General features: G+C 58.4%; 13 protein-coding genes and 5 pseudogenes. 1 reads left to right on the forward strand and 17 read right to left on the reverse strand.

Going from position 1 to position 20889, the window contains the following annotated elements; genetic code table 11:
- Positions 1 to 797 precede the first annotated feature (797 nt).
- From IVA95_RS28135 to IVA95_RS28205, 15 genes and pseudogenes are all read right to left on the reverse strand, one after another.
- The gene (locus IVA95_RS28135) at positions 798 to 3266 is read right to left on the reverse strand and encodes a CoA transferase (RefSeq protein WP_247513455.1); all 2469 of its coding nucleotides are present in this window, start codon (positions 3264 to 3266) and stop codon (positions 798 to 800) included.
- 517 nt (positions 3267 to 3783) lie between these two features.
- Entirely contained in the window at positions 3784 to 4572 is a 789-nt protein-coding gene (locus IVA95_RS28140; RefSeq protein WP_247513671.1) for an SDR family NAD(P)-dependent oxidoreductase, read from the reverse strand.
- Between the two features lie 194 nt (positions 4573 to 4766).
- The gene (locus IVA95_RS28145) at positions 4767 to 5972 is read right to left on the reverse strand and encodes an aminotransferase class I/II-fold pyridoxal phosphate-dependent enzyme (protein ID WP_247513456.1); all 1206 of its coding nucleotides are present in this window, start codon (positions 5970 to 5972) and stop codon (positions 4767 to 4769) included.
- 485 nt (positions 5973 to 6457) lie between these two features.
- Positions 6458 to 6698: pseudogene (locus IVA95_RS28150) on the reverse strand (integrase core domain-containing protein); the annotation flags it as partial.
- A 649-nt stretch (positions 6699 to 7347) separates the two neighbouring features.
- The gene (locus tag IVA95_RS28155) at positions 7348 to 8745 is read right to left on the reverse strand and encodes a ThiF family adenylyltransferase (RefSeq protein ID WP_247513457.1); all 1398 of its coding nucleotides are present in this window, start codon (positions 8743 to 8745) and stop codon (positions 7348 to 7350) included.
- A 14-nt stretch (positions 8746 to 8759) separates the two neighbouring features.
- Positions 8760 to 9155: an E2/UBC family protein gene (locus tag IVA95_RS28160; RefSeq protein WP_247513458.1), complete on the reverse strand. Its 396-nt coding sequence runs from the start codon at positions 9153 to 9155 to the stop codon at positions 8760 to 8762.
- 5 nt (positions 9156 to 9160) lie between these two features.
- Complete coding sequence (locus IVA95_RS28165; protein ID WP_247513459.1) at positions 9161 to 9541, reverse strand: multiubiquitin domain-containing protein; 381 nt, start codon at positions 9539 to 9541, stop codon at positions 9161 to 9163.
- A gap of 20 nt (positions 9542 to 9561) precedes the next feature.
- Positions 9562 to 11799 (reverse strand): S8 family peptidase, encoded by a 2238-nt coding sequence (locus tag IVA95_RS28170; RefSeq protein WP_247513460.1) that lies wholly within the window; start codon positions 11797 to 11799, stop codon positions 9562 to 9564.
- Positions 11800 to 11802: 3 nt separating this feature from the next.
- A complete protein-coding gene (locus IVA95_RS28175) occupies positions 11803 to 12924 on the reverse strand; it encodes an AAA family ATPase (protein WP_247513461.1) in 1122 nt (373 codons plus the stop codon).
- A gap of 443 nt (positions 12925 to 13367) precedes the next feature.
- A pseudogene (locus IVA95_RS28180) lies at positions 13368 to 13554 on the reverse strand (hypothetical protein); the annotation flags it as partial.
- 226 nt (positions 13555 to 13780) lie between these two features.
- A pseudogene (locus tag IVA95_RS28185) lies at positions 13781 to 13926 on the reverse strand (IS3 family transposase); the annotation flags it as partial.
- A 345-nt stretch (positions 13927 to 14271) separates the two neighbouring features.
- Positions 14272 to 14508, reverse strand: a pseudogene (locus IVA95_RS39135) (group II intron maturase-specific domain-containing protein); the annotation flags it as partial.
- Entirely contained in the window at positions 14396 to 14626 is a 231-nt protein-coding gene (locus IVA95_RS28195; protein ID WP_346658059.1) for a hypothetical protein, read from the reverse strand. The gene IVA95_RS28195 and the pseudogene IVA95_RS39135, both read right to left, overlap by 113 nt.
- Positions 14627 to 14734: 108 nt before the next feature.
- Positions 14735 to 15263: pseudogene (locus IVA95_RS28200) on the reverse strand (transposase); the annotation flags it as partial.
- A 292-nt stretch (positions 15264 to 15555) separates the two neighbouring features.
- Entirely contained in the window at positions 15556 to 16914 is a 1359-nt protein-coding gene (locus tag IVA95_RS28205) for an LLM class flavin-dependent oxidoreductase (protein WP_247513462.1), read from the reverse strand.
- 1101 nt (positions 16915 to 18015) lie between these two features.
- On the opposite strand from IVA95_RS28205, the gene IVA95_RS28210 reads away from it, so the two are divergent.
- Positions 18016 to 18174 (forward strand): hypothetical protein, encoded by a 159-nt coding sequence (locus IVA95_RS28210; protein ID WP_247513463.1) that lies wholly within the window; start codon positions 18016 to 18018, stop codon positions 18172 to 18174.
- 75 nt (positions 18175 to 18249) lie between these two features.
- On the opposite strand, the gene IVA95_RS28215 is transcribed toward IVA95_RS28210, so the two are convergent.
- Complete coding sequence (locus tag IVA95_RS28215; protein WP_247513464.1) at positions 18250 to 18960, reverse strand: hypothetical protein; 711 nt, start codon at positions 18958 to 18960, stop codon at positions 18250 to 18252.
- Between the two features lie 1015 nt (positions 18961 to 19975).
- On the reverse strand, positions 19976 to 20866 hold the full coding sequence (locus IVA95_RS28220; RefSeq protein WP_247513673.1) for a crotonase/enoyl-CoA hydratase family protein: 891 nt from the start codon (positions 20864 to 20866) through the stop codon (positions 19976 to 19978).
- Positions 20867 to 20889 lie beyond the last annotated feature (23 nt).

The raw sequence follows: 20889 nt of genomic DNA on the forward strand, positions 1-20889 counted from the left end.
TCGACATTCGGCTCGGTACGTCTCATGTAACTTGGAGCGCCGATGGTAGGGAGGTTGCTGGTAGGCGCGCCTCGCGCGTGCTCCGCAATAGCCGCTTCGGGATTGTGGGGAGTGTCATCACTTGGCGACTGCGTGTGTGGCGGGCTCTGCTGGTGTCTTCAGATTGCCTTCACCACAGTTTGTACGGCGAGTTGCTAGCTGACAGTACACACACATAGTGGACCGAGATACTACCTACTCTGGTGAGAATAGTGCCTTTGACTCTTGAGAACCGTCTCGCTACGCATCAGCTTGAAAGCGGCGCCAAACAATAAGAGCCGCCTACTCGTTTATGCAGCACCGGTCGGCGAAGTCGGACTTGAGACAATATTTTTCTCTTCTGTCCCTAAGTTTGGCCGCCAAGCTGGATTTCAGTCACCACGCCAACGCTCGGCCCGAATGGAAGTTTGAGGCTCGCAACGCGCGTTGCCTACAGCGCGGCGCATCGTATTCGTCCGCTTGCCGCCTTGGTGATCGCGCATCGGCCTACTCGGCAGTCGGAAGGAGGCTTGGATCCGCCCTTTCCGGCTTACGCACGAGCAGGCATATTCGTTTTAACGATCGCAAGCAGTCTGAATCTGAAGTAAAATCGCCCGGTGGCTATGGCCGATAGCGCACCCACTCTGACGCTTGGTGTAGCTGCTCCGCACGCACCTGCTGCGGAACACTGAATAACAGGGCCACGATGAATCTCTAACCAGCGGGCTGACCGATCTGCCCAGCCTGAGAGTTCGCTAATCTGATGTAGTATCGATTCTTCAGCCTGGCGATACCGTCGTTGTTTTTGTGAGCTCCCCTTCCGAAAGCATCACCGTACCGATGATACCGTCCTTAGCCAAGTGCGCGATCTCTGTGTCCAAAAGAAGCCCTGATAGAATCTCTCTGTTATGTTGTCCAAGCGTCGGTGCCGCGGCGCGGATTGCATAGGGCCCTTCACCTTCCCGAATGGGCATTGACGGCTGCGGATGCGAGCCAATGAAAGCGCGTTCGACTTGTTGCAGATACCTGCGCGACCTGAGATGCCGATCGCTGAGCAGATCAATTGGCAGGCGGGCCACGCCGGCCGCAATCCTTGCCGCCTGCAACTCGGACATCGCCTGGTCCGCGTCGCGGGTGATCGTCCAGGCTTCGATGCCTCTTTCGATCAAGTCCTCGATATCGCGCCGAGCTTCAGCAGATTTCAGCGACACGTCTGTGGCCCAATCTGGTCGACCGATAAGAGCGGCAAGCCTCTGCCACATATGCTCGTCGGTCGCGGTTACCACAATCCAGTTGTCCTCACCGGCACACCGGAAACAGCCATGCGGTACGAACTCTGGATGTCGATTGCCGTATTTGGCCGCCGGCGCACCGTCGATCGAATGGATAGTGATCCATGGCGCCGCAAAGGGCATCATGCATTCGATCTGCGCAAGATCAATGAACTGCCCCCGCCCTGTGGTGCGGGCGTGAATAAGCGCAACCAGAACTGCAGCGCAGCCGTTCAACCCACCAACGGCATCTCCAAACGCGACGTGGCTCATCACAGGTGGCCCGTCGGCCTTGCCGACCACGCTCGGCAACCCAGAGCCCTGCTCGAGAGTCGAGCCGTAGGCCCGGCAAGTGCGACGGACGCTGTTCGTGCCAAAGGCGGACATCGACATCATGACAAGGCGAGGGTTGAGCGTTCTGAGCACGTCGTAGCCAAGCCCGAGCTTTGGCAGCACATCGACCGAATAATTGTCGACGACAATATCAGCTTCCGCTGCAAGCCGCTTGGCGAGAGTGCACCCCTGCGGCCGCGTCAGGTCAAGGGTAACGCCGCGCTTGTTGCGGTTCGCCATGCAGAAACGCGCCGTCTTTTCATACATCCGGTCCTCGATGTAAGCAGGGCGCCGGTCGACGCCGCGCCACCAGTCCGGGTACTGGATGGCTTCGACCTTGATGACGTCCGCACCGAGATCAGCCAATGTGCGCGTGCACAACGGACCGGCCCACCCCATCGAGAAGTCGATGACGCGAATCCCCTGCAATGGCGGCCCGCCTGCATCGATGCAGCCGGACGATACCGCCCCAGTGCCGGTGAGGCGTCTTCCTGTATTCGCGAAACTCTGCTGCTCGCCAGGAGCCGGAACCTTGCCGCCCCTGCGCGGCGGCGTCAACGTCAGCCTCTGCATCGAGCCAGCTGTCTGGCCCTCTTCTTCGCCAAGCAGGACGGGCACGATTGCGCCGCGCTCCTTCTTCTCCGCGTCCTGCAGCAGATCGGACATTTCTGGTACCGGGACGATCGGGATCTTGCGCTTCAGTCCTTCTGCAAACCACTCGTGCGCTGTCCGCGTTTTCAGCCTCGGGATGAACTGTCGCTCGATCTGTTTTATCTGTTGCAGACGATCCGCGCCGAGGACGAGAGTCGGATCGTCACGCAATTCGGGCAGATCGAGCATTTCGCAGAACGCGCGCCATTGCGCCGGAGTGATCGTTGTGACGCCGAGCCAACCATTTTTGGTCTCGTAAATGCCGACCGGAAAGTTCGGCCAGAAGCGATTGACGCCAATCCGGCGCATCACGTCGCCGCGCTCATACGCTTCGAACATCTGATACTCGCTCAAAGCGAGGCTCGATTCAAAAACACTGAGAGACCACGACCATCTTCTCCAACCGGCTTTTTCTTCCGGAATCGTCGAAGAAGCCGCGGCGATGAAGCCCCACAGACCGGCCATGATACCAGTCTGGAAATCTGGTGCGTGCAATGGCGGGCCCTCGACCGCTCCAGCCAGCTTGATGAGGCCGGCGAGCGCGCGGACCGTCGAATCGGTTGCGGCGAACTCAGCATAGGGTCCCTCGCGGCCAAACCAGCTTGCTTCGAGGCAAATCAACCTGGGACGTTTCTGCCGAATCGCGGCAAGATCAATGGAAGGGCAATCCGCGGGATCAATGTCGCGGCCATCGATCAGAATATTGCAATCTTCGATCAGTGCGGTCAGCTGCGGAATCCCGTCCGGGTCGGTGGCATCGATGACCACACTTGACTTGTTGAAGTTCAGGAATGAAAACCACGCGCTCTGGCCAGAAGGCGTGAGTGGCGCGCTACCGCGGAGCGGATCTCCACCTGGCGGCTCGACCTTCTGAACATCGGCGCCGAAGTCGGCAAACAACCGCGCGCAATAGCTGGTCGCGGCCGAGCTACCGATCTCGACGACTCGCAGATGCGAAAACACTTGCGTCGAGGGCTCCATTTTCCCTGCCATCCGATACTCCACAATGCCACTTGCTCGCGACGGGAGCCTGGAGACGTGGCAAGCGCGGCGCGTCTTACCAGGCGATTGGCGGAGGGGCCGGCACTGCGATCCAGCGCAAACAAGCATTGATCGAACGCTGGCATCTTCCTGGAACCGATGACCTCGTTGATCTTTCGCGACCGGCGATACTGACGTGCCGTCAGCATAGAACCCCGCAACTTCTCACATCGAAATAGACTTAGGGCACAGATCAGTGACTTTCTCTGTCTCCTCCTCGCGGAAGGCAAGCCGCACGGAAGTCTCCCCACGCCGCCGAATTCGCTGCTCAGCGCAACCGCGGCAAAGGAAAAGGCATGAAAGCCCAACCACGGGAGAACCCCGCCGCCCATTGGCCTATACGCTCCGGTCGCATCCATGTTCACGCCCGACTGTATGCCGCATTTGCGCGGCGTGAAAATCGAGCATTCCGTGAGCCTGAGCCAGGCCAGCACTGTGCTGTCGGCGATCAAATGCGATATGCATCGGCTTACGCGGCGAACTCGCCGCCTGTGATATCGATAGTTGCGCCGGTGATAAAGCCCGCAGTCGGCGAGGCCAAAAAGGTTACGACGCGCGCCACCTCTTCAGCAGTTCCAAAACGGCCGACCGGAATCCTGCTGAGAGCAGAGCGGTTGACCTCGGCCTCGGGTGGTCCAGTCAGATCGCTGAGAACCCGTCCAGGAGCGATACAATTGACCGTAATACCGTGTGGAGCGAGATCCCGCGCAGCAGCGCGGGTTAATCCGACCAGCCCCGCCTTCGACGCGGCATAATGTGGCCCAGCGATCATCGGCATGGCACGCCCCGCGAGTGACCCGACATTGACGATGCGTCCATAGCCTTTCGCGATCATTGCTGGCGCCAAGAGCCGTATGAGAATGAAGGGGCCGCTGAGATTGACATCGATGACCCGCACCCATTCATCGAGGGACGTCTGCGAAAGCCAAGGTGCATTTTGGTCCACGCGCTTGGGGGAAATGCCAGCATTGTTCACCAAGATCGCTATTTCGCCCCAACGTTCCTGGATGTGGTCAACAAATCCCTGCACATCGTTATGTCGAGTTACGTCGATCCTCTCCGCATAAACTCGATCTTCCGAACAGCCGAGAAGATCAAGCGCCCGCTTCACATGTTCTGCTTTTGTCGCCACAAAGGCGACGCGATAGCCATCGGCCAAGAACCGGCGCACGATCTCCAGTCCGATTCCACGTGCTCCTCCGGTTACAAGCGCAACGCGCCGGTCGCTCTGGCCGCTGCGTATTCCTGGCTTCAGCATAATCAGACCGTCGCAAACGGCGTCACGAGCGAGTAGCGCCCCGTCGAGAACATTGGCCAAAGCGGTCCGGACACGGCTTCGGCGTTGATCAATGGATCGAGGCTTGACACGCTTTCATCATGCGTCTCGGCATAAGATGATAGCAACCGTATCGGGCAGCTCCACGAATTCGTCGGCTGAATCATCACATCACCTCAGAGGGTATGGCTTTCCGGTCGTTCGGCCACTGCTTCCAAGATGCAGTCGCACAATCGCTCAATATCGTTTTCTTCATGATCGGCCGTAATGCACACCCGAATCCCTGCCTTTCCTTGCGCGACCGTCGGAAAGAACGTTACCGAAGTGTAGAAGCCGGCGTCGAGAAGCTCTTTGGCGATTGCAATCGCCTCGGTTTCCGATCCTATTGCAATCATTCTGATGGGAAACGAATTTCCTTGCTGAGCGGTTGCAACATGACGATCAAAGGCCTTGATACGTTGCGCTAACCGTCTCTGCCGATCGCCGAGTTCTGCCGAGCGGTGAATCTTGCACGAGCCAAGCGCCGCACCAACCGCCGCCAGATTGGGTGGCACCGAGAACCCATAGGGAATGGAGTACCGTCGAAACAGAGCTTCTTGGTCAGCCGTTCCGAGCATCACCATGCCGCCTGATGCGCCGAAGCCCTTAGCCAGCGAGGCTACTATGATCGTGCGATCACCCAGCACTTGCGGAAACTCAGAGCGAGCAAATCCTTCGCCTTGGCGTCCGAAGATCGATATGCCGTGAGCATCGTCGATATAGAGAAAGAGCCCGTACCGTTCCTGGAGTTGGCGCAGTTCCTTGATGGGCGCGTTCCCTCCCATGGAGTAAATACCATCGCATACATAAGCGACCACTGGATGTTCGCGGCACAAGCGTTCGAGAGCGTCGATGTCGTTGTGCGCTATCGTTTTCAGACGCGTTTCATCAGCAACTACCGGCTTGTGATAGGCCAGGGATATGTGCGCAAGGCGGTCGAACACGACAAGCGGTTTTGTTCCGCCTGTCAATTGGCCCGAAGCAAGGAGGGGCATCGTACCTAGATTGGCGAGCATGACAGTGGAGAAGGCGATCACGCGTGCGCAGAACATCTCCGACAGGATTGTTTCAAGTTCTGCCAGAAGATCGAAATTGAGCCGCGTTCGTGCGCATGACCAGTGCAATGACCGATGCGCCTCGATCGCGTCGATCGCGCCAGCTACGATCACGGGATGATTGTCCAAGCCAAGGTAGGAACATCGCACGAAATCAATTTTTTCCACCCGACCTTCAAGCGACCCCGCACCCAAAACAAAGGCACGTCCAGTCGTCGAACGTCCATGGACGGCCATGAGGCCCGCCTCATGAGCTGCATCGAAATACGGACGGCTCTTATTGATCATGTAAGCGGTGTTCCGAAAATGTCCGGCCGGCCGACCATCCTCAGAGAGCGGGCTCCGCTGTGGCATTTGGTTCTCCGTTCTATTTGCCAAGCATGCAGATCCGACGGCTCAGCTGAGTAGCATGGTAGACGCTTCGGCGACCGCTCACACTGAATTCTCTACGCGCAGCTCGATCGTTTCCTTAATTGGATAGAGACTTTATATCGGCGCGATCGCTTGGGCAGCTACCAACTCGGATAGCTTATATTTGACAGAGTCGAACAAGACGCTGAGACGGAGCCCGGACACGATGGCCACACTCCTCTCACGGATAGAATGAAACCGCGCACACCGAATAATCAGCGGGCACAGCTGCAGCTCTCAAAGATCGCGGCCTGAGTGTTGATGCCTCTTGCTCGCCGCACCCGGGTAGCGATGGGAAAACTGAGCTGGTCCCGGCTGTCTGCACAGAATCTCCGCGTTGATAAATGGAGGCTCTGCCGGGGTTAGGCCGCCATGCGGATTGGCAGCCGGTTGAAGTAGGCTTGATCCGGAGTGCCGCCGTCAAGGCTCGATTTTGGACGTCGGTCATTGTAAGAGTCGAGGTATCGGCCGATCGAGGCGCGGGCGTCGGACACGCTGTCGTAGGTCCGCAAGTAAACCTCCTCGTATTTGACGCTGCGCCACAGCCGCTCGGCGAACACGTTGTCCCGCCAAAGCTCCTTTACCGTCCATGCTGATAGCGATGCCGTTGCTGGCGATCACGCCGGGGAAGGCTGAGCCGGTGAACTTATCCGGTAATTCACCTCGGAGCAGGCGTAGAAACTTTTTGAACATGAATGTTGAGCTGATTGCTGACGTTTCGGCGCGTCCTGCTGGCTCACTTCAAAAGCCTTCCGGGAAGAAGCCCTTCTTCCGGGAGAAGCGAGGGATGTCAATAGCGAACAAATGGCCACGAGCATCAGGGGGTTGAAGTTGGCCGCACCAAGATCAGCGGAACTCGTTCTGATGTAGTCGCGCACGGTGCACTAGCACCAGTCTATTTGGCCGTGGCGTACGAAAAAATGACTGCCGCACCGCTTCTGACGCCGGACTGACGGCGTCAGACTGATTGTCCCGTCGGGGTGTTGCTGCGCCCTCCAGCAGGGGCGGGCTTGCGTCAGGAGATTGAGTTCAATCACGTCCTTGCAGCCACACGGGCATAACATGGCCGCGGCCCAGAGATTGTTGTCCTCGCCAGCGAGGTAGACTTTTGCCGGGACGAGCTTTTCGGGAATATCCTCGACCCGGACGTAATCAAGCAGTTGCGGCCTGCGCCATGGAAACAGCTTGGCCGCGCGTCGTGGCAGTGACGTGAGGACGGCCCATAACCATACAAATAAAGTGACGATTGCGTTCAAGTTGCTTCTTCTGGATCACTGAGGTCTGGCATCGAGAGAAGCGGGCGAACATCTGCCTTCCCAATGTGCGCAGCAAACGAGCCCGACGCCGCTTCGTCAGGCGCCCTATAATGCGACCCGTCCATGAAGCCCGTGCGCACTATCGCCGATTCTGAGTTGTCGTCGTAGCGATAAGGATGAAGACGGGCCAGAAACTCGTTTACGGCGGTGCTCGCCATTTGCATATTGATGCTGATGACCGCGGGCCGGTCTTCCGCGACTCCGCGAATATATCCGGCCTTCACCTGCTCCCGGTACGCCTTGGGGTCAGTTCGCCGCAATCCGGCGGCTTTTAGCTGATCCGCGGTGTAAACTTTACGGTCCTGCAAAGTTGAGCCGTCCGGCCGGATGTAGTGCACTGCACCGCAGGCCTCATCAACGCCGCCGCCGCCATCTGCGACAAGTTTTACCCCTACGTCAAAATACGGAAGCACGTAGAATGCAGCTAGCCGATTCAGAAGATGACGGCCCTCAACGCCGTCCATGCAACCGAAAACAACATCGCACCCGGCAACAGCTCTGACCGCGCGCGGGGTCGCCAGGTCGTCAGCGATGATCTCCAGTTCGGTCCCGAACCCCATAGCCGCTACCGCACGTGCCATCACTTCCACTTTCGGGCGCCTAAGGTAAGCGTCCTCCCGGGTCGCATTGAGAATGCGGTTGAGATTCTTCTCTTCCACACGATCCGGATCGACGATCACGAGGCGGCCGACGCCGAGGCGCGCTAATTGTTCAATTACCGGGCTTCCTGTACCGGAGCATCCCACGACCGCGATCGACATCTCGCGAAGTCGTCGCGTCGTGCCAGAGCCAAACAGTTGAGCGTGGCGCTGAGCGAACGAGGGCAATGTTCCCCCATTCTCCAGTATCCAGAAATGAAGGTCGTCGCCCGGTACAAGGATCGAATCGAGAGGCTGAAACGCACCATCCGGTAACGCGGCCCGGCCGAACATGCGGCCACCGGGAAGCATGACCGCGCTCGCGTGAGGAAAGCTGCTGTCGGTCCAACCGAAGATTGAATTAAACAAATCCTTGTCGGAATCGTCATCGACCGAGGAGAATCTATCATAGCCGCCAGGATGACTATGGATCTTCAAGATTGCCAGATCGCGCTGCGCTGCGGTTTCCAGCAGCGGGATGAGGCGCCGGGTTGACCATGTCACCCGGTCCTCCGTGCGCACTTTGCATTCATTGTAGGGGATCGGGACGAGATATCGCACCGTCAGGCAATGATGCGATGTGCTGCGCCGCCGTCCGCACAGAGCGACGGCTACCGCCTCCAGGCCGTCGCCGGGAAGCAGATGCGTTTTTAGTGCAGCATGGTCTTTCTGCGTCAGTCTCAGTTTGATCTGCATTCAGGCTTTCTTCTTCATTTCTTGAGCTCTCGTTCAAGCCAGCTATTCACCTGAAGAAGATGCGTGCAGACGTTGTCGAGCCCGGGACGCCACGGGTTCGCGGCGGTCCTGTGCCGTGACCATTGCTGGTATTGCTTGCCGTCAAGGGCATGGGGGGTTAGCCGGCCGATACTCTTGCCGCTCGTCAGCGCCAGGGCCGGATGAAAATAGACCATGTCAATGTCATCATCCGGGTATGAGGGCTTAATTCGAAGTGCCGTCGCCGTGACGCGATGGTTATAGCCCTCCGGAATCGGGTACTCCGGGAACACAAGCCATTTCGTTCCGTTTTCAATGATGGCCTCCCACGCGAGGCCAAGCGCGGCAAGGCACTCCTCATCTTCTTCGGCAAGCTGGAATGCCCGGCGCATCGCTCTCAGCCCTCCGTGGGATCGAGCGCGAGCGTCTGGAAGCGCTCGATTTGGTGGACGTGGAATTCAACGACCTGGTCGGCGCCGACGGGCTCGACGCGGCCGCCCCGGAATTTCTGCGAAAGCAGGTAGGTCTCGGGCGTCTTACCGACGAGCCCGAGGATTTCGCGCCCGGTCATGGAATGGACTTCGACCACTTTGTACTCCTTGTCGATACGGATGCGGTATTTCTTCGCCCGCTTCGGCATTTTGTCGGCCTTGGCCCATTCCTCAAGATCAATCAGCTCTTCAAGGATTTCGATTTCTTCTTTCAGCTCAGCCACCTCTTCCTTGAGGTTGCTGACCAGCTCGCTTTCATGCTCGTGGTGCTTTTCAGATTCGGTCATAGCGTTCTCCTACCAATTGTTCAGGTGCGGATCGGGATTGATACGACAGGCTGCAGCGGCTCCAGGATGGTCCGGTAGCGCTGCAGAATTTTATCGTATAGGTCGCGCGTTTTCTTGGACTGGATTGTTATCACCAGCGCGTAGGGAATCTTGTCGGCGCTTACGGCGTTCCGCCCGCCGATGCGCGCGTTGTAGTGCACGTCAAAAACCGGATTGCGAAGGCCGGAGGCCCGCATCGCGCGCGTCTTGTGCAGCGTGGTCTCCCATTTGTGCGCGTCGGCTCTCAGATCGGTCTCCTCGACCGAAACGTCCTTCACCTGGAAGAACGAACTGGAATCCGGGTGAAGCTGCTTCGGATCCTTGCGCTTGCGGTCGTGAGGCCGGAAGCGCACTTCGAGGCCGCTGCGCGTATAGTTCAGCGGGTCTTGTGGATCGGTCGGCGTGGCGAAACAGAAGGTCGCCGATATGTCCACCATGCCGGACATGGGATCGGTCGGAATCGGGATTTGCATCCGCACCCAGCTCGCCGGGCGCAGCTCGCCCTGATAGACAATGTGGGCTGTATGCTGATCGGTGAGAACGATCTCGTTCACATCCGCCGGCAGCCGGCCCCAGCCAACCTCTGCCTTGTCATGACCTCCGTCGTCGGCGTGGTGGAGCAGCAGCGCCTTGATTGCGAGGGGCGTCAGTGATTTCCCGAAATGGGCCTTCAGCCCGATGGCCGTGCGAAGCGCTGTGGGCGCCGCGAAGCTCGTCCCGGTGATCGGCATGGCCGCGCCCGGGCTTTCGGCGTTCAGAACCCAATAAGGCTCGCGGCTTGAGCCCCCGAAGGCAACGCCGTCAGGCTTCATGATTCCGGGGCTGCGCCCCGGACCTATCGAGCTGTATGGCGCGCGCTTCCAGCCCGCGCCCACCCGGTCGCAGCCGCCGATGGAAAGCGCATTCACACAATCGGCGGGGGTCTGGATGCGGGCGTTGCCGGAGATCCAGTCGGATTCGCCGCTGTTGCCAACGGCAATCGCCGGCAACGTCAGTCCGTCCGAAAACAGCTGATCGAGGACAGCGGTCCAAGCGTGGACATCATTGTCTTCGATCGGAAGATCGGGACCCAGGCTGAGATTGATAAAGCCATATTTTGGCCGGGATTCAAGCACTTCCTGAATGCGTTCGAGCACGCTGTACAGTTCGCCCTGATCATCTTTCTGGGTATCGGCATCCAGTACCCTGTAGTGATCGACGCTCGCGTATGGGCGTTCCGCGGTAATGCCGTCCTGCAGCGGTCCGAACAGCAAGGCGGATGTGACCGCAGTTCCGTGATTTTGAAATTCCGCCACCGCCGCGCCGATATTTTTCGTTTTTTTCCGGTTGACCCAGGGATCAAGCTTGGCGTCCTTCCTCACGCCACCATCGAACACGGCGACGCGCAGATCGCGGTCGATCGGACCGTCGGTCGGCAGCTGGCAGGCGAACGGCACGAAGCCGGGCGTAGCCCGGGCTACGGGCCGAAATTGCCGCAAGCGCGGCATCTCCCTTGCCAGACGCAGAAACGAATATTTCACCACCTCCGCCGCGACTTCGCGCGGGACGCGCAAGGGAAGGAAGCAAAGTCCCTCGGCGAAGAAACGCCGCTTATCCAGATCGAGCTGTATGCCGAGCGTATCGAGATAAGCCTCGAATCCTTCCAGAATATACGCATCCTGGCTTATCGGCTGCGCGTGCAGCACGACCTCAAGCAAGGGCTCTTTCTCGCCTGACCGCAAGGGCTTAAGCTTTTCCTCGGGCGGCTGGGCGCGGAAGTCCTCGATTTTGATGAGATCGCCAGCACCGGCGTCGGCCTCGCTCAGATGCTCGATCCTTTGAGCCAGAGCGCGGAAGTGCGGTCTGGAGCCCGCTACAAAAAACTCCGAGGTGACCGCCGACTGCGGCGGCTTTTTCTTCGTCCATTTTTCGGGCGAGACCTCGCGGGCGCGGCTACCGATGGTCTCCAGTCCATATGCCTCAAGCAGCTTCGCGGGATAATATGACTTGGCCAGATATGTCGGGTGCAGCGTTACGAGCGCGACCGCCTGATCCTGCGGGCAGACTTCATCCGGAAGATCCTCCAGTTCGCTGGCCGTGTCCGATATTTTCGGCGCGAGACGCCTGCGAGCCTCGGTAAAGCTGTAAGGATGATTCTTCGGCGCGCCTGCGACAGGCGCCGCCATGTCCGAAGCGAGCCGTTCGCCGTATCCGATGAGTAGATTCTCGCGCTCGGCCACGGTCTATTCCTGGTCCTGCTCCGGCGCGCCGCCGGGCTTGGTTTTCTTCCGGATGGTGTCGCGGCTTACGCCCGTCAGCTCGTGGACTTGCCGCTGCGAAATACCTGCCTCTGTAAGCCAAAGGGCTATTTGCCCGCGGTCTTTGCGCGGCAACGGCTTGACCCGGTTTTGGACGACCTGCTCCAGTGCATCTTCCAGCGGTACATCGCGCGTAACGGCAGCCCGGCGTGCGAGCATGACTTCCCGTTCAATGTCGCTGAAAGAGAGTCCGCGCAGCATGACGGCCAAGACCTCATTCCAGGAGCCTTGCGCTTTGCTGGGCCCGAGGAATGTATCGACGGCCTGCCGGACCGCGCCCTCGGTCGGCATAGGGAATTCAATGCGCATTTCGAAGCGCCGCCAGACCGCAGGGTCCAGCAGATCAGCGTGGTTCGTCGCAGCGATGAGCAGACCGGTAGCCGGCCAATCGTCGATTTCCTGCAGCAAAACAGTCACAAGCCGCTTCAGCTCGCCAACGTCGGTCGAGTCGTCACGCCGTTTCGCTATCGAATCGAGCTCGTCGAGTAGCAGCACGCCATTGACGCTTTTTGCGTAGTCCAGAACATGACGGACATTGGCGCCCGTGCGGCCCAGAAAACTGCTCATGACAGCAGAGAGATCGAGGATGAGGAGAGGCCGGTGCAGCTCGCGGGCCACCCATCGCGCGGCGAGTGTTTTCCCGACGCCGGGCGGGCCCGTGAAGATGATCGAGCGCGTCGGCGAGAGTCCTTGCTTGGACAGCTCATCGCTTCGCTGACGCTCGGAAATGATCTGATTGAGCGACCGCTGTACTCCGGCTTCCCAGATCGGTTCGACGTCGAGGACAGGGGTCTCTTCGATTCGCAGCAACTGGAGGCGCGATTCGAGGTCAACCGGCACCGGCGCCGTGGCCTCGCGCCGGAGAGGCGACTGGCGGGTGGGCGCTTCCTGCAAAAGGCCGGTTAATTGATCGGCTATGGCCGGCAGCTCCCCCTGATACCGCCGGGCCAAACGACGAATATACGTTTGCACATCCTGAGGCCTCCCGCTGAGCGCGAGCCGTGCGATTTGGACTATTTCTTCTTCTTTTATGTTTTTGTCGGCCATATCTAATTGGAACCTCACATTTTTCGACAGAATCAAAATAACATAAGTGGACTATTTTCCAAGTACAAAAGAAGCACTAGTCCATATTGGGGCAGCCCCCCGCGGCAGACAGGGATGCAGCGGATATTCAGCCGGCCGGCGCTGCTCGCTGGACGCATCTCTCCGCGAGGGCGCGCGGAGAGACCGGGCTTGAGACTAGTCTTCGCCCCGAGCCTCCATGCGGACATCCGGTGACGATACCTTGCGCAACGTCATGATGGGTGAGCCGCACCCGCCGTCCTCCCTGCGGCGCGTCTTCTGTTGGACCGGCAGCCCGCGCCCGTAGCCGGTCCCTTCGGACCCGCCCCGTTCGCAACCCCCGCCAGACGCGAAGTCACACCGACCCACATCCGCTTGCCGCGCGGCAATTAAGGTGAAGGCTCTCCACCCAGATTGTCGCGCTATATCCGCTCGTTCCAGCTCTCGCAAAAGCAGTCTGTCAGCTTGCTGGATCACCGCCTCGCCCTTGGCCCGGATCTCGGCCGATTGGGCAGCCAGGATGTTGGCCATCGCGCGCGCCTTGCCGAGCTCTTTCGTCAGAGCCTTGCGATCGCCGCCTGACAGGGGCGTAGGGTAAAATTTCGGGGCCATCCGGACATCCAGGCGCAAAGAGATCGGATCGGCAAATCCGGAGCGGCTACGGCGTCTCGAACGCCGGCCAGCACCCGCCTTCTTCATGCCTGCCGGTGCGCTGCTGGCAGGTGTTGTCGAGCAACCGCTGCATGACATCCTTCCAGACCACGTTGCCGCCATACAATCGGGCGGTATCGGCAGCCTGGATTTCCACGGTCCGCTCGCAGCGGCGGCAGGAGACGCCCGAGCCCTGGTCGGTGTTGAATATCTCCGGCTTACTGTGACGGGTGTGATCGACAGCCGCCACGACAGAACCCGGCGGGTCGCCCACTCCAGCACCACGGCCAGATAGACGAAACCCCGTGCCATCGGGAATGGAGTAAGAAGCGCATGAGCGCTTCTCCTCCCCGAATCGTACGGGCACCTTTCAGCGCATACGGCTCTCCATTCAAGTCTGGCCCATGGCCATTGCGACATCCTGATATCGCGAGGTGATGGTCTTCCTGGCTCCTCCCTGAAGTTGTGGGGATTTGCTTCCGGGTTTCTCCATCGGAACTGCCCCTTTGGGACTGGATACCAATCGGTGCAATGTTTTCCCGACACGATGGCCTCGTTCACTGACCCCGTGGACAAACCAGTCTTGGACTGCCCAACGACTGATGCTCGATAATAGCTCCGCATCAATGGTTTGATGCGGCTCCGATGCTTTCTCGCCAGCCAGTGCGCCATTTTCCAGAACACGACATGATCGACGTGCCGGAACGTGGTCGCGGTGAAGTCCGTGTACTTGTAGAAGGCTGCCCACCCCCGCAGTTGGCGGTTCAGGCGGTCCACCATATCGACCTTGGCAAGATAGTGGTCACCAGAGAGGACCCTCGACAATCTTCGCGGGAATGGTCGTGACGACCGCCATTCGTCCGCTTGACCCTCGCTTGCGATTGATCCGATGCCCCAGGAAGACGAAGCCGTCATCGACGTGAGTGATATGGGTTTTCTCCATATTCAAGGTGAACTTCAGCTTGCCTTCCAGAAAGGGCCCGGCACTCCTCCGGACGGCCTCAGCATGGGCCTTCGTCCCTTTCACGATCACAACGAAGTCATCGGCATAGCGACAATAGGCTACAGCAGGTTTCCACTCGCGGTTCTCTCGAACCGTGATCCGACGCCCCTGTTGACCCGATTCGCCGGATCAGCGTTTGACATGCCGGCGGCCGATCTTGCACCCCTCGGCAGCCAGCAGGCCTCGCAACATTCGCGAACCGGCGAAAGGAAACTCCAGATGCAGCCGGTCGAGCCGTCGCATGATCGCGAGCTCGTCGGGCGATACCGGACGTGGCAGGTAATAGACACTGCCACGGCTGATCTTCAAAACTTCCGCCTGCCTGGTGATCGACGGATCGTGTTCACGGTCGATCATCGCTTTGCGCTCAGCAATGCCGCCCCTTGGTGAGCGGTCCTTCTAAAAACTCGTTCTCCAGCGTCAACTCGCCGATCTTGGCGTGCAGCAACTTCACGTCGATGGCAGGCAGCTCCGCTGCCCGGCCGCCCCCGGGCGCCAAACACGTCAGCGGCCCCGCCTTCAAGCTGCGCTTTCCACGATGCGATCTGATTGGGGTGAACGTCGAATTGCTCCGCCAACGAGCCAGCGTTCGATCGCCCTTGACGGCGGCAAGTGCCACCTTCGCCTTGAAAGCCGGTGAGTGGTTCCAGCGTGCTCGTCCCGTCATCGTCTCTCCTGATTCGCGGGCCGATCTTGCCCGCCGTCAGGCAGAAACTCCACTTATCGCACTGTACAGATTTGCGGAGCCGACTCACGGTGAGGCTCATCCAGCATGCCCGCTCACGCTCGCGAGGTGCCCATGACGTACCGGAAACCGCGAGTCCCCCGATCGGTTAGCCCCATCTCAATCTCCCCTCGTTGAAAACTGAACCTTTAAGATATATCACTCCTAGAGATAAGGGCCACGAAACTCTGGTTCAGTAATCGTAGCCCGACCTCAAGGAAATTCGCAGTGGCGGTCATCGACTGCTTATGCCCGCTTGCGCGAACCGATTAAGTGGCCGCTTGAGGCCGAGATTCTCTCTTAATGTTTGTCCAGAGTACCTGGACCTGAATTTGCCTCGCCTGCGCAATTCCGGAATGACGAGTTCAACAAAATCCTTGAGCTCGCCTGGAACAGTTGCTGGTAGCACGTTGAATCCGTCAGCAGCACGTTGGTCAAATCTATCGACCATGGCGTTGGCGATTTCGTCCGGCGTTCCAACAATCATGAGATGGCCCCGGCTGTCCGATATGAAGCGGATCAGTTGTCTCCAAGTGAATTTCTGGCGTACGGCCAGGTCGAGGAGCGTCTTCTGACGACTCTGGATAAAGTTCGTCCGCGGTAATGATTCAGGTACTAATGAGTCGAGGTCCATCGAACGGATATCAGTGACAAATCCCAGCCAACGATCGGCGGTCCCAATTTGAACGTCAATGTGCGTATACGATCGTAGTCTTTGGAGCTTGGCGGACGCTTCTTCCTTGGTCCTCCCAACAATCGGAACAATGCCAGGCATGATTAGAACCTGATCGTCCGTCCGCCCCAGTGCTCGTGCCTTCTCTTTGAGAGTTGCGTAGTATCGTTTACCGCTTTCCAAACACGGTTCAGCGGTAAACACTACCTCGGCCAGCGCTGCAGCGAACCGTATTCCGGACTCCGATGCGCCTGCCTGAACCAACACGGGATGTCCTTGAGGCGGCCGTGCGACGTTCAGCGGGCCTCTGACTGATAGGTAGTCCCCTCGGTGATTGAGCAGATGCAGCTTCGTCGTGTCAACAAAAATACCTGTTTCCTTGTCACGAACAAACGCGCCGTCTTCCCACGTATCCCAAAGCCCCTTGACAACTTCTACAAATTCTTTCGCTCGGGTATAGCGCGTGTCGTGATCTGGAAGTTCTTCTTCGCCGAAATTCGGGGCCTCGTACTTATTTCCCGAGGTGACAATGTTCCAGGCCGCCCGTCCGAGCGAGAGGTGATCCAGTGAGGCGAGCATCCGTGCAAGGTGATATGGCTGGTGGTAAGTCGTTGTCGCCGTCGCCACAAGGCCGATGTCCCGCGTTTTCGATGAAAGTGCCGACAAAAGCGTGATTGGCTCGAAAGTGTCGTTTCGGCTGACACGAGCTATATTTGCGTTATCTTGTTCTACAACACTAGGACTATCGGGGAGAAACACGAAGTGAAACGCCGCAGCTTCGGCAAGTGCTGCTAGGTGAGCATAATGGTTGACATCAACTCCGCCATTGGCTGGCACGCTCGGATCTCGCCACGCACCTTCGTTATATCCCGCCTGAATCAGGTACAATCCAAGCGTCATTTCACCCTTGCGACGCTGCATGTCGTGTCTCCAGTTGAATTGGACTAACTAGCGCACCATGTTCGGTTGGTAGTTCTCGTCGCTGAAACAGATGCCTCACTCCTTCGATTTTTCCTAACGGCCGGCGGGTCTCGTCGATTGAGCCGCAAATGGTTGCCACGCGTCTCCAAAAAGATTTTCGGCCGCCTAACCGCCTCGCCGAGCCCCTCGCTGGCTGTCGCCGCAGATCACTTAGCCGGCGCCGACGTGCATCGACCGATAGGTGACATGCTTGCGCTATGTAGATCAATTACTAGCAATGGTAGTTAATCGAACTGCACGTTGCGGGGGGCGGTCCTGTAACTCGGCTCGAAGTTGATTCGAGCTTTGGTAGTACAAACTAAAAGAAATGCTGATTTCGGAATAGCTGGTCGGAGCTGCTGAGCTGACGCGCGCTTAGCGCCTTAGACTATTTGCCGACAGCTTCTGCGATAATCATCTGAGACTTGGTTCGCGCGCTCAAATGGACAGGAGCACGGCGCATTCGGTTCGCTCGAGCCCGGACCGTGCGGAAATGCACGATCACGATCACGCCCCTCGGCCGCGGTGTAACTGTCGGCAGATCACCGCATTCACCGGCAAGAGCCAAACGTCAGTCGGTGATAGTCGGAAAGCTGAGGATGGATCATTGCTCGACTTGTGATGGTTCCAGGTCATGTAGCAAGCACGCTGGCGGCCCATGTGCTGTTCGAGCAGGATGGCGGTGGTGTGAACGATGACGCTTCCATGGGAAGCTCGATCGGCTGCTTGGTCTCGCCGTTGAGACGCTCGCTCGGTTGATAACCAGGATGAGAATTCTCGAGCCAACGTTCGGCTGCAGCGTTCGTGGCATGTGGCGCGACCGCCGGAACAGCTGCACCGGAGCATGAACATGCGGGCAGGCCGATCTCAGGGTGAGCCGAGAACTCGAGAAAAGTGACTTCGCGACGCCGAGCGCTGGACTCCTCTTGCCTTATTCCGCGGCTCCCACATGTGTCTGACAGGTGGTCCAAATGCGACGAATGATTGGCATCTGCGTCCGCCGCGCTTTCGGGATAGTTTTGCTTTGGGAAGACTGCGGCACCAACACGTGCTGGAGAGATTTTGCAACGCGTCTTTTTAGCCAGCTACGAGGTGGTGGTGGAAGCGACCGCCAACAGCGTGGCGGTGTCACGCACCTATGCCGCAGAGCTGATCTTTTCACCGTTCGGGCCGCTCACCAGTTGCCGAATGATGCGCGAGCGGCGACCGCCCCTGTCGTGAGCTTGACCGGCTGCCGGGGGACTCGGTCCTGCTCGCGTCCTCACCAGATTGATGACGATCACCGTCAGCGAGACTTCAGGAGGCTAATGTCGACTTGCTTCTGTCGTGATCGGCAACAAGGCTCCTCAACTCCTCGCCGGTTAGCCAAACAAGCAAATCGTGATCAACGATATTCTCCTCTACCAGATGTAGTATCGAACCGCCGTGTTCATAATGGGCATGTCCGTATTGCGCAAGAACGCCCTTGTCCAATAGCCAGCGCTCTGCAAGTCCACATACGAAGTCGGGAGACCACATGGCAAATGAAGCGCCGCGCAGTATTGCAGCCATGATGGTGGGTATGCCTTGTCGCCTAAAGTCGCTGCGCAGCCAAAAATCTCCATGGTAAGCTACTTTCCCAGTAATCTTCTTTGCGGTTGGCGCAGCGCAAGTACAACGGTCCTGAGGATGTGCATGTACGGCTGGATCGGCGTAGAACGCCCTCAGAGATTCAAGATGCTCTGCAAAGTTACTGTGCGAAAGGTCATAAAGTCGAGCAGCCTGTACGAGCGCAACCTGGTTGTCCTTGTCGACGCCCACCATCCAATATCCCTCACCCGATTTGATCGGCGAACGATCTGGCCGAAAGTTTGGATATGTCGGTTTCTTTGTTGGAAGGACCCGTGTGATCGAGACGTACTCATTGAAATCAAATCCTATCGAAAGCTTGATGCCTTTTTGGGCGGCGGCATCGTCATATACCCGAAGGAATCGCGAGACTTGCAACGGATTAACTACGGATTTCATTGCTGCCCCTCGTTTCTGATTTGATGAATGTGTGTAGCCTCGAGAACTCATCCAGCTCGCGTGTACAGCATAACCAATGAACCAACGGTACTACCTATTCTGATGAGAAATGCGTGGTTCGCAACTAATGAGGCCATTCGCAATGATTAGTCTTGCGGCGGCAAAACGTTCTCGAGCGGCACCGGGTCAATAGGAGCTGCGGCCTGCGGCACAGCACATTGGCCAAGCCCATGCGAGGAGCTAGCAGTCGTCGATGGCGCGCTAAGGCGAGCGGATTTGGCGATGAGCAGCTCATGCGCTGATTGAGAAAGTAAGAAAGTCTTTGCCGGCGCAAAAGGTCCCTCGGTAGCGCACAGGACTGTAGCCATCTGCACCAGGGTCCTGGAGGTGTATGGTGGGCGCTACCACGCTCCAGCCCAAGGTCGTTGCGCATACGAGAGACGCGCGGATATAGCGCTCGGTCGTCAAATTTGTCAGGCTCGCCAAGCGCAGCAGCGTGCCGCTATGCCCGAGCTATCTCCGCTGCCCACGGTTGGGATCAAGCACCGACGTGTGGTCTCGTGCAGAAACGCCGATCAGCGGCACCGACTTCCCCCGCGGGTGGCCCATGTCGATGATTTCATTGAGTGCCAAAGCAACAGCTCTTTATGGCGATCATCCCTTTGATTGCTCATCAACTCCCCGATGCCGAGGGACCCACATAGTCAAGTCTCACGAATTGCTCGAGAGCAACTCCCAAAAAAGAAGAAAAGCTCGGCTCAACACCTGCCTTTCCCGCACGGTCGAATACTTTATCCAGACAAATTCTGCTTATCTTTCAATCTGCATTCTTGCAGGGGGGCCCGGCGAGACTAGTCGAGTTGAGTTACTAAGAATGCCATCGCTGCCGACAATGATAATCCCGGCCGCTCGCTAAACTCACCGACTCGTCGACGAGCTGATATCAGCGGGTCGGCACGGCCCGGAAATGCCATTGAGCTGCGCGGATCGGCTCGGCAGGTAGGGCAAGGAACTATCAGTTGTATTCTCGTTCCGTCCACCATGGAAAAAAATCCGGCATGTCGACCGGCACCTTGTCTCTGAAAACTGCGGGCCGCTTCTCCAAGAATGCCATCACGCCTTCTTTGGCGTCGGCGGAACGCCCGCGCGTATACATGCCGCGGCTTTCGATCTTGTGGGCGTCCATCGGGTCATCTGCACCCAGCATACGCCACATCAACTGCCGGATTAGCGCAACAGATACGGGTGAGGTCTTGTCGACGATTTCGCGAGCGAGCTCACGCGCGGTGGGAAGCAGTTGATCTGGCGGCACAACTTTGCTAATCAGCCGACCGGCAAGCGCCTCCTGCGCCGGAAATACCCGCCCGCTGAGAGACCACTCCAGCGCCTGTGCGATGCCGACGACGCGCGGCAGGAACCAGCTCGAAGCTCCCTCCGGAACGAGGCCACGCTGGGAGAACACGAAGCCAAAGCACGCGGCTTCAGAAGCGATGCGGATGTCCATCGCGAGCTGCATGGTCGCGCCCATGCCGACCGCCGGCCCATTCACTGCCGCGATGACGGGCTTCAGACACTTGAAGATCCGCATCGCGATCTTTCCACCGCCGTCGCTGACCTTCGGATCGCTGTAGTCCACTGCGCCATTGGGCAGTCGTTTAACCGGTCCACGCCGCGTGTCGCGGTCAAATGTGTCGGCGCCCGAAGATAGATCGGCGCCGGCACAGAAGGCTCGTCCTTCGCCAGTCACGATAATGGCGCAGACGTCATTGTTCTTATCTGCTCGATCAAAAGCGTCGACGATTTCGCGCTCCATGGTTGCGGTACAAGCGTTGAGCTTCTCCGGCCGATTTAGGGTTATCGTGAGGATTTGCTCCACGATGTCATATTTGATGGTCTGGTACGCCATGGTGTTCCTTTCAGATACTTGAA

The organism is Bradyrhizobium sp. 157 (assembly GCF_023073815.1).
Lineage (GTDB): Bacteria > Pseudomonadota > Alphaproteobacteria > Rhizobiales > Xanthobacteraceae > Bradyrhizobium.